The organism is Flavobacterium sp. (assembly GCF_024642105.1).
GTDB lineage: Bacteria > Bacteroidota > Bacteroidia > Flavobacteriales > Flavobacteriaceae > Flavobacterium.
Genome location: NZ_JAHEBT010000057.1, coordinates 47,846 through 57,854 on the forward strand (window position 1 = coordinate 47,846; position 10,009 = coordinate 57,854).

Here is a 10,009-nt window from a genome sequence, read left to right on the forward strand (position 1 = left end):
CAACTATTACATCACTAAAAATTATGATTAAAATAAATTCATTGTTCAATTTTAAAGTTCGAACAAATTTTAAATTAGCATTTTTCTTATTTATTTATTTTATATGTTCTTTTAATTCTAATGCTCAATATTTAGGAGGTAATGGAAGTGGTTATACAATGGCTAATGAAGGTTTACCTCCAGGTAATGTAACAGTTGTTTCTTCGGGAGGAGATAGCCAGGGTTCTACTACATGGAATTACAATAATGGCTTAATTACAATAAATGGAAATATTGTAACAATTAATGCTTCAGATATATTAGCATTTGTTAATTCTGCTCCTTTAACAATCTCTGCTAATTCAATAAATTTTAATGCAAGTTTTTCTAGTAATTCAACAAATGCTATTTCTTTAATTGCTATAGGAAATATTATTTTAAATAATCCAATAAGTACTTCTGGACCTCTAGAAATTTCGGGTGCTTCAATTGCAATAAATAACACATTATCAGCTACAAATTCTAGTATTACTTTATCGGCTAGTACAGGTGTTACTCAAACCAACCCATTAGTAGCAAATGATTTAATTTTGCAGGGTTCAGGTACATTTACATTAGATAATATAGATAATAATGTAGTTAGTTTAAGTGGTGGTACTAGTGCTAGATTAGGAAGTCTAAGATTTGTTGATGCTGCAGGAGGTTTAATTATACATGAATTAAATTTAGGGTCGACGGCTTCAAATGGTACGCTTCGAATTGAAACGTTAAATGGTAATATTACTATTGGTCAAAATATTACAACTACATCTACTGCATCAGAAGCTATTTTAATTAATGCAGCTAAAAACGATTCAATTGGAATAGCAACCGGAGGTAACATATTGATCACAGGAAGTCCTATTATTACTACAGGATTAGGAGGAATAGTAAAATTATTTAGTGGAGATGAATCACTTAGTACTGGCTTAACAGCTCTTGTTGGAGGTATTTCAAATATTCGTGCTAATGTAGACGAAACATCATCATCAATAGTTCCTTCATTAATTTCGGGTAAAAGTTATGCTCTTTATAGAACTAACACTGCACCATTAGAACCAACTAACTTAATTGGTACACCAGGTAATACCTTGGTTTCTATCGCATTTACTTCTGGATCTAATGGTGGTTCTGCAATTACACGATATGAATATTCGCTTAATAATGGTACTTGGACATCTGCAAGTCAAATAAGCTCCCCTATAACTATAACAGGATTAACCAATGGAACAGCTTATTCTATTAAATTAAGGGCTGTAAATAATATTGGAAATGGAGCTGTTAGTGACGCTATTTCAGTGACACCCGTTACAACACCATCTGCTCCAACTAACTTAATTGCTAGTCCAGGTAATACCTTAGTTTCAATTTCATTTACTTCTGGATCTACTGGTGGTTCTGCAATTACACGATATGAATATTCACTTAATAATGGTAGCTGGACAACAGCTACTCAAACAAGCTCTCCTATAACTATTACTGGACTAACTAATGGAACTACTCTTAATATTAAACTAAGAGCTGTAAATTCTGTTGGAAATGGTGCGGAAAGTATTGCTGTTACAACAATGGCTGTAAATCCAACACTAACAGTAAGTAATACTACACTTTCGACCATTACAAATTGTTTGGCCCCAAGGATAATTCCGAACCACTCATCGGGTATAGCTGATTTCCCAATTACCTCTTCGGATATTATCAATTTAAGGGTCGCTGATCCATTTGCATCGGTACTTTCTTATACGCCTTATTTAGTGTATCAAAATGCTTCAGATGGTAAATATTATCTTTCTAATTTATATCCTGATAATGGCACTCTAATTGGTCATACTACTGCGGGTAACTTGAACCAGTTATTGGCTGCTAATCCAGGACTGGAAGTTCGTGGTGGTAATTTCCCTGGAGCTAATTTTGAAACTAACTTTAACAAAGCTACAGGAATAGCATCACAAGCCAATTCTCGTTTAACCTATTATGAGACCTTTACAGTATCAGGACAGTCTTTAACATCTAATGTTACTATTACGCCACCAACTAATTTTCAGTTGTCAGTTAATCAAACCTCTTGGATAGGTGCATCTTCGGTTATTACTTTAACGCCATCTTCTGGAACATTGGCCTCTACTGCTGTATACGTTCGTCCAATACCAAACATTACTCCTGGTACTTACTCAGAAAATATAAGTATTGTATCTGGTGCTTTATCAAGCTCGAAGGCAGTTACCGCTACTATTAATGCTCCGATTGTCATTACAAGTCAACCTGCTCCTTTAGTTTTTGCTTGTCAAAACTCAACACAAACACTGACTGCATCAGTAACAGGAACGGGATTAACTTATCAGTGGTTTTCAAATACAACTAATTCAACAACTGGCGGGACCAGTTTAGGTAGTGCTAATGGTGCACAAACAGCTTCTTTAACCATTAGTACTACTACAGTAGGTACAAAATACTATTATCTTATTATTTCAGGAACGTGTGGATCTGTAATTAGTACAGTAACTACTTTAACTGTAACGGCTCCTTCGGTTGGAGGAAACGCAACCGCAACTGCTACTACTGTATGTCCTAATACTACTACAAGCTTAAGTGTTTCAGGTTATACTGCCAATTCTATTCAATGGCAACAATCGGCAAATGGAACCACAGGTTGGGTTAATGTTAGCGGAGGTTCTGGAGCTACAACATTTAACTATACAACTACTGAATTAACTAGCCCTACTTACTACAGAGCGGTAGTAGCCAATGGCTCTTGTAATTCTGCTGTTAGTACTACTGTAGCAATAGCTATCCATGCCCCTTCGACAGGAGGTACTGCATCTGTTCCAAATAGTCTTTTAGCTGCAGGAGCAAGTACTACAATTAGTTTAACAGGTCATACAGGAGCGATTCAATGGCAACAATCTACAGATGGGAATGTTTGGACCTCTGTCGCCTCTGGTACAGGCGCTACAACCGCATCATATACCACTTCTTCTTTATTAAATTCGACTTACTTCCGTGCTGAAGTAAACAACGCTTCTTGTAATCTGGTATACAGCAACGCTGTGTTGTTGACCATTCCATATAATATCAATTTGAGTTCATTAGCAATAGGTACAGGAACTTTAACTCCAACTTTTAATTCAAGCACATTGGATTATGCTGTTGTTTTAAATGCAGGAGCGACTAGTTTTAGTTTTACGCCCACTTTAAATGATAGTAATGGAACTATTACAATAAATGGAGTTACACACACTAATGCTAGTTCATTTTCGGATGCTATCAATGGTCAATCAAAATCCTTTTTAATCAGAGCGACATCTGCAGACGGAATGAGTTCTAAAGAATATCGATTGAATATATTGGTACCAACAGTAAGCAATTCATTTTCTGTATCACCCACTTCAGTAAAAGAAGGAGATGCTTATATCAATTTTATTGTGACGGGAACACCTGGTGCAAAGGTGTCTTTTGAATTAGCGGCAATTACAGCCAGGGGGAAAGGGATCGATTATGGGGCGCTATCCTCTGTAACTACTGTTGGACAATCAGATTTAGAGACCTCTATTGATATGGGAGTTACATGGACGCGATTCAATAATTTTATTGCAATACCATCCAATACACTTTTATGGGTTCGTACTCCAATAATTGATGATGAAATTATTGAACCTGACGAACTTTTAAAATTAATAGTATATCCTCTTACTGAAACTTTTGATGGTAAAGAGATAATAGATGTTAATAATGAACGATTTAATTTAGACTTTACAACTCTTGTATCAGGAACGGCAAAACGAGTTGGTGCAATATATAGAACGGCATTGTTTACAGTTAATGGGGTTCAATTACACGCACGAGCTAGGGTTACTGCAATTAGTAATGTAGTCTCTAGCCCATGGGGGGATTATTTAATTGATAAAGCTGGCACAGGTTTTACACCCGTTTTAAATTCGGATAGTAGTAGCGGAAGTTATATGAACTTTGAGATAAAGTTTTACAAAGGCAATACTACTGTAGAAGTTGCATTAAAGGATTTTACCGTAACTATAAATGGTTTGTACTCAAAAAGTTCACTACAGTTAAATAAATTTACAAGTTATCGTTTAGGTAACACCTCTACTATTAGTGTAACACCGACACTTGATGGTGCAGTATTTAATGGCTCAGGAAGTTCAAAAATAGGATTTAACGAACAAAATTCTATAATTGTAAACTATAGTAATCCAGTCAATTCGATACAGCTTTCGTCAAAGGTTAATGGAAGTACTAAAAAGTTAAGTTATTCTGGTTACAATACTGTAGAATTTGAAATGTTATTTGGAGATTATTCGAATGATTTTAGTATTCAGAATCCTAAAGGGACGTTTACATCTGCATCCGCAGATGCTACAATTGTAGATAACGAACCAATACAACTTAAAATTTCGAATCCAGTACTTACTAAAGCTAAGTCATATTCGGGTACTACTACTGCAGCAGTTGTTAAAGGTGTTGTGATTGGAATAAAATCAGGAGATGATGTAACTGTGACGGCTGTAGCTACTTATGAAAATGCTTCAGTGGGAGTTGCCAAAAAAATCACAGTAGTTTATAGTATTTCTGGAGTTAATAGTGCTAATTATATTGCTCCATTACCCTTTGAAGTAACAGATGGTGTAATTAATCCTTTAGACTTAGTAATTACTCCAACGGCTGGTTTGACTAAAGTTTATGGTACTCCAGATCCAATTTTAACTTATACTACATCAGGAGCTTTAGCGGGAGAAACTCCGTTGATTAATGGTGTATTGGTTCGAGCTGTAGGGAATAGTGTCGGTAATTATGCTATCTCAATTGGGTCGCTGATGATGAATGATAACGGTACATTTAAAGCAACAAATTACAACCTGATTCTATCGCCTAATAGTAACTTTAGTATTACTAAAGCTCCGTTAACGGTTCAAGTTTTAGATGATAGTAAGTTTGTTACTAAGCCAGATGTAATTGGCTATGCAGGTGTTAGCTATATAGGATTTGTATTTGGTGAAACGAAAGCGGTTTTGGATGAGAGCAATTTAACTATTTCAAGAAGTAATGTTGGCGAGGAGATTGCGGGAGAGTATGTTGGTGTATTAAATGCAACAGGTGTAGCTGCTTCTAATTATGAGTTGAATTATCAGTCAGGGAATTATACTATTATTGCTGCAGATCAATTACGAGTACAACTTCAAAACGCAGAAGCGGCTTATGGTGCTGTAGCCAGCTACCAAGTGGTGTCTGCTCAATATTTATCCTCTTCTAATTCAACTGTGGTTGACTTAACACAGAATGCAACAATTTCTAACAACAAGGTAACTGTTACCGATGGTTCAGGTGGTTCTGCAATTTTTGATATTATTCCTTTACAGCCTGCATATAGCAGTACGAGTAGGCTTAAGGTAGGAAACTATGAACTAGATGCAACCAATATAATTATTGCTAGTTCTAACTTTAATAATTCCATTGTGTTGCAAGGAAACTTAAGAGTTACAGCCCGAAATCTGACAATAGCTATCACAAACGGTCTAACTAAAATTTATGATGGGAATACGTTAATGAATAATGTAACACTTTCTACAACTGATGCTTTTTTTGGTGATAAAGTAGCACCTACAGGTTCAGGTGTTTATTCAAGTAAGAATGCGGGTTCTCCATCTTATGTTGTTAGTAATATTGTGCTTTCAGGAGTTGATAGCGAAAATTACTATGTTAATGGAGGAGCTTCAGCAACTATTAATGGAAATAATGGTCTCATTACTACTCGAACTTTATTTATTATTCCAAACAATAACCAAAGTAAGATATTTGGGGATTTAAATCCTATTTTATCTTATAATTATAGTGGTCATTTAGGTAATGAAACGCCTAATTTTTCTGGAGCTTTAAGTAGAATTAGCGGTGAAAATGTAGGGGTTTATCCGATTACAATAGGAACTTTAGCAACTGCTGATCAATCCAGTTTTTTAGCGACTAATTATACTTTGGAATTTACATCAGGAATTGCATTTACAATTACTAAAAAACAATTTTCTATATCAGATTTAACTATTAGTTCCCCTCAATCGGTAATTTATAGTGGTCAGCTCCATACACCAGAACCACAGGTAAGTTATAATTCAATTGTTTTAGTGAAAGGAACTGATTTTACCTATTCGTATTCTAATAACAAAGCTGCGGGTATTGCAACTGTTTCTATAACTGGAACGGGGAATTATTCAGGTATGGCAACCATTACCTTTGAGATTCAACCTAAATTACTTAGTATTACAGCTACATCAAGTAGTTCAAAAGTATACGGTGATCAAGATCCTGTTTTTTCTTATTCATTTTCAGGAACAATAGCTGGTGAAGTACCGCTATTTACCGGTGCCTTAAGTAGAGAGTTTGGCGAGAATGTTGGAGTTTATGATTATAATCTTGGAGATTTAACTATAGGAAATACCTCGACATTTAATGCATTAAACTATTATTTAGCCCTTTCTAATAATGAAACCTTAACAATAACTAAGGCGCCTTTAACCATTACTGTTAATGACAATAGTAAGTTTGTAACGCAAAATGATGCTGTAGGCTATGCTGGGATTTCAATAACTGGACTGCAATTTGGAGAAACTAGAGCCGTTTTAAATGATACCAATTTGGTTATTACAAGAACCAACTCCGGTGTGCAAAGTGCTGGAGTATATAGCAATGTATTAGTAGCCAGCGGCTTAACATCTGACAATTATTCATTTACTTATGTGCCAGCGGATTTTACGATACTAGCCGCAGATCAATTAGTTGTTAAAGTAGCTGATGTTCAGACTGTTTATGGTGGTATTGCCAATTATACCTTAGTATCTGCTAAATACATGATTGCAGGCAATACTATAGTAGATTTAACATCGAGTACCACTATTAGTAATGGAGTAGTTACGGTTCAAGATGGATCATCTGGATCAGCAATATTTACTATTGCAGTTGTGAATCCAATTTTAAGTACTTCATCAAAATTAGCAGTTGGTTCTTATGCCTTAGGTGCTTCCAACAGTATTGAAACTACAACAAATTTCAATAACACAATTGAAATACAAGGAATTCATACGGTAGTTCCAAAAGAGTTATTGGTTACTGTTACTAGTTCAAAAATAAAAGTATATGACGGGAATGATCTCATGCCACCAGTGGTTTTATCGGTTGTCAACAAATACCCTTTAGATTTGGTAAGTGCAACAGGATCTGGTCAATTTGATGGTGCTTCTGTTGGAGATAAAACCTATACCATATCTAATATAATTGTTTCAGGCGCTGATGCAAGAAATTATTATATCAACGGTGGAGCATCGACAATACTAGTAGCTACAGATGGTAAAATTACTAAACGCTCGCTTGAGATTGTACCTAAAACTGGTCAATCTAAGGTTTTTGGACAATTAGACCCTCAATTTGAATATAATTACTCAGGAAATGTAAATGGAGAAACACCAATGTTTTCAGGTGGTTTGGCTAGAGTAACGGGTGAAGCTCCAGGTACTTATTTAATTAATGTGGGTAACTTACAATTATCATCACAAGGATCTTTAGAACCATCTAATTATAATTTATCTTTTTTTAATAATGTTAGTTTTACAATTGGAAGAAAACATATTTCATCTGGAAGTATTATAATTAATCCAATTCAAGATTTAACCTATAGTGGTCAGGCTCAACTGCCCTTGCCTGTAATTAAAGACAGTATAATTGATTTAGTAAGTGGTGTAGATTACACACTTACTTATTCTAACCATATTAATGTAGGAACAGCAACTATAACTATTGTAGGTATCGGTTCCTATACTGGAACCAAAACAGTTACATTTAGAATTAAGGAGAAACAATTAATAATAAGTCCAACTACTGGATTGACTAAAGTATATGGTGACTTAGATCCTATTTTGACCTACGGATTTTCAGGTGCTATTTCAGGAGAAATGCCATTATTTACTGGTACTCTTTCTAGGAATATTGGAGAAAATGTAGGGTCTTATACACTAGTACGAGGTACTTTAGGGTTGGCTGACAATGGAAGTTTTAAGGCTAGTAATTATTTAGTTACTTTGGTTGAAAATGTTAGTTTATCTATTACGAAAGCAAACTTAATAGTAAAGGTAAATAACGATAGTAAATTTGTTACTAGACCTGACACAAGTGGTTATGCAGGAATTAGTTTTCTTGGTTTTAAGTTTGGAGAAAATTCCAATGTGATTGATCAAACAGGATTAATCATTACCCGAACCAATGCAGGAGCATCAGGAGTTGAATTGGCACAATTCTATCCGGGGGTTCTATCTGCTTCAGGTCTTGCTTCAGGTAATTATAATTTTATTTATCAGTCTGGAGACTATACAATTGTTGGCGCTGATCAATTATTAGTTAAAGTAACCAATCTTCAAACTACATACGGTACAACTAGCAACTATGAAATTGCCTCTGCACAATATGTTAGTACTGGAAACACAATAGTAGATTTAACTTCTAGCACAACAGTAGTTAATGGAACAGTAACAGTTCAAGACGGATCATCTGGTGGTGCAGTTTTTGATATTTCTGTTGTAAATACAATTTATAGTACATCAGGAAAATTAAAAGTAGGTACCTATATTTTACAAGCTAATAATATTGTTGAAACCAGTGCTAATTTTAACAACACTATTATTGTTCAAGGGATTCAAACTGTTATACCTAAAGCTCTAACACCAAGTATTACTAGTGCTAAAACAAAAGTATATGATGGAAACCGCCAAATGCCTAGTTTAACATTAGCATTGGCACCAATCCAAGCTCAGGATATTGTTACTGCAACAGGAACTGCTTTATTTGATAGTCCTAATGGTGGAACGCAGTCTTATAAAATTACCGATATTATCTTATCAGGAACAGATTCTAATAACTATTTTGTAACTGGGGGGACTAGTGCTATAATTTCTGGAACCGATGGATTGATTTCTAAACGCGCACTTACAGTCACAGTTGATAATAAAAATAAATTTAGAGACACATCAGATCCTTTATTTACAGTGGTTGTTACAGGCTTAATTAGTGGTGAAACATTGTCAAATCTTTCGGGTAGTTTAACCACATCTAGAGCTCCTGGAGAAGCTTTGGGCACATATGCTATATCCTCTGCAGGTTTAATATCAGATAATTATTCATTTACATATGTTCCAGGAATATTGACAATAGAGACATCAAATGTTAGCCCAACAGATATTACAATTAGTTCCAATATAATTATAGAAAATAATTCAATTGGATCTATACTTGGCGCATTAAGTACAACAGACGCTAACTTAGATGATACACATGCGTATACTTTAGTTAGTGGTGTAGGAGCTACGGATAACACTTTTTTTACTATAGTAGGTAATCAATTAAGATCAAATGAAGTTTTTGATTTTGAGACGAAAAACAATTACAGTGTGCGAATAAGAACTACTGATTCTGAGGGATTATTTTTCGATAAGGTTATTACAATTACCGTTAATGATAGTAACGAATCACCAACAGATATTGGGTTAACTAGTAGTTCTATAAATGAGAATGTTACTGTAAATACAATTGTTGGAGTATTGAGTACTACCGATGTAGATTCAAACAATACCCATGCATACACACTTGTTAGTGGTATTGGAGATTCAGATAACAATGTGTTTACTATAGTTGGTTCTGATTTAAAAATTACGTCTAGCCCTGATTATGAGACAAAATCGTCTTATAGTATTCGTGTACGTTCGACTGATCAAGGGGGATTATTTTTTGATAAGGTTATTACAATTACTGTTAATGATAGTAACGAATCACCAACAAACATTGGGTTAACTAGTAGTTCCATAAATGAGAATGTTACTTTAAATACAATTGTTGGAGTATTGAGTACTACCGATGTAGATTCAAACAATACCCATGCATACACACTTGTTAGTGGTATTGGAGATTCAGATAACAATGTGTTTACTATAGTTGGTTCTGA

General features: G+C 34.7%; 1 protein-coding gene. It reads left to right on the plus strand.

What is annotated here, in order from left to right:
* Positions 1 to 23: 23 nt before the first annotated feature.
* On the plus strand, positions 24 to 10,009 hold a 9,986-nt coding region (locus Q0L65_RS13625; RefSeq protein ID WP_296687354.1), incomplete at its 3' end, for an MBG domain-containing protein.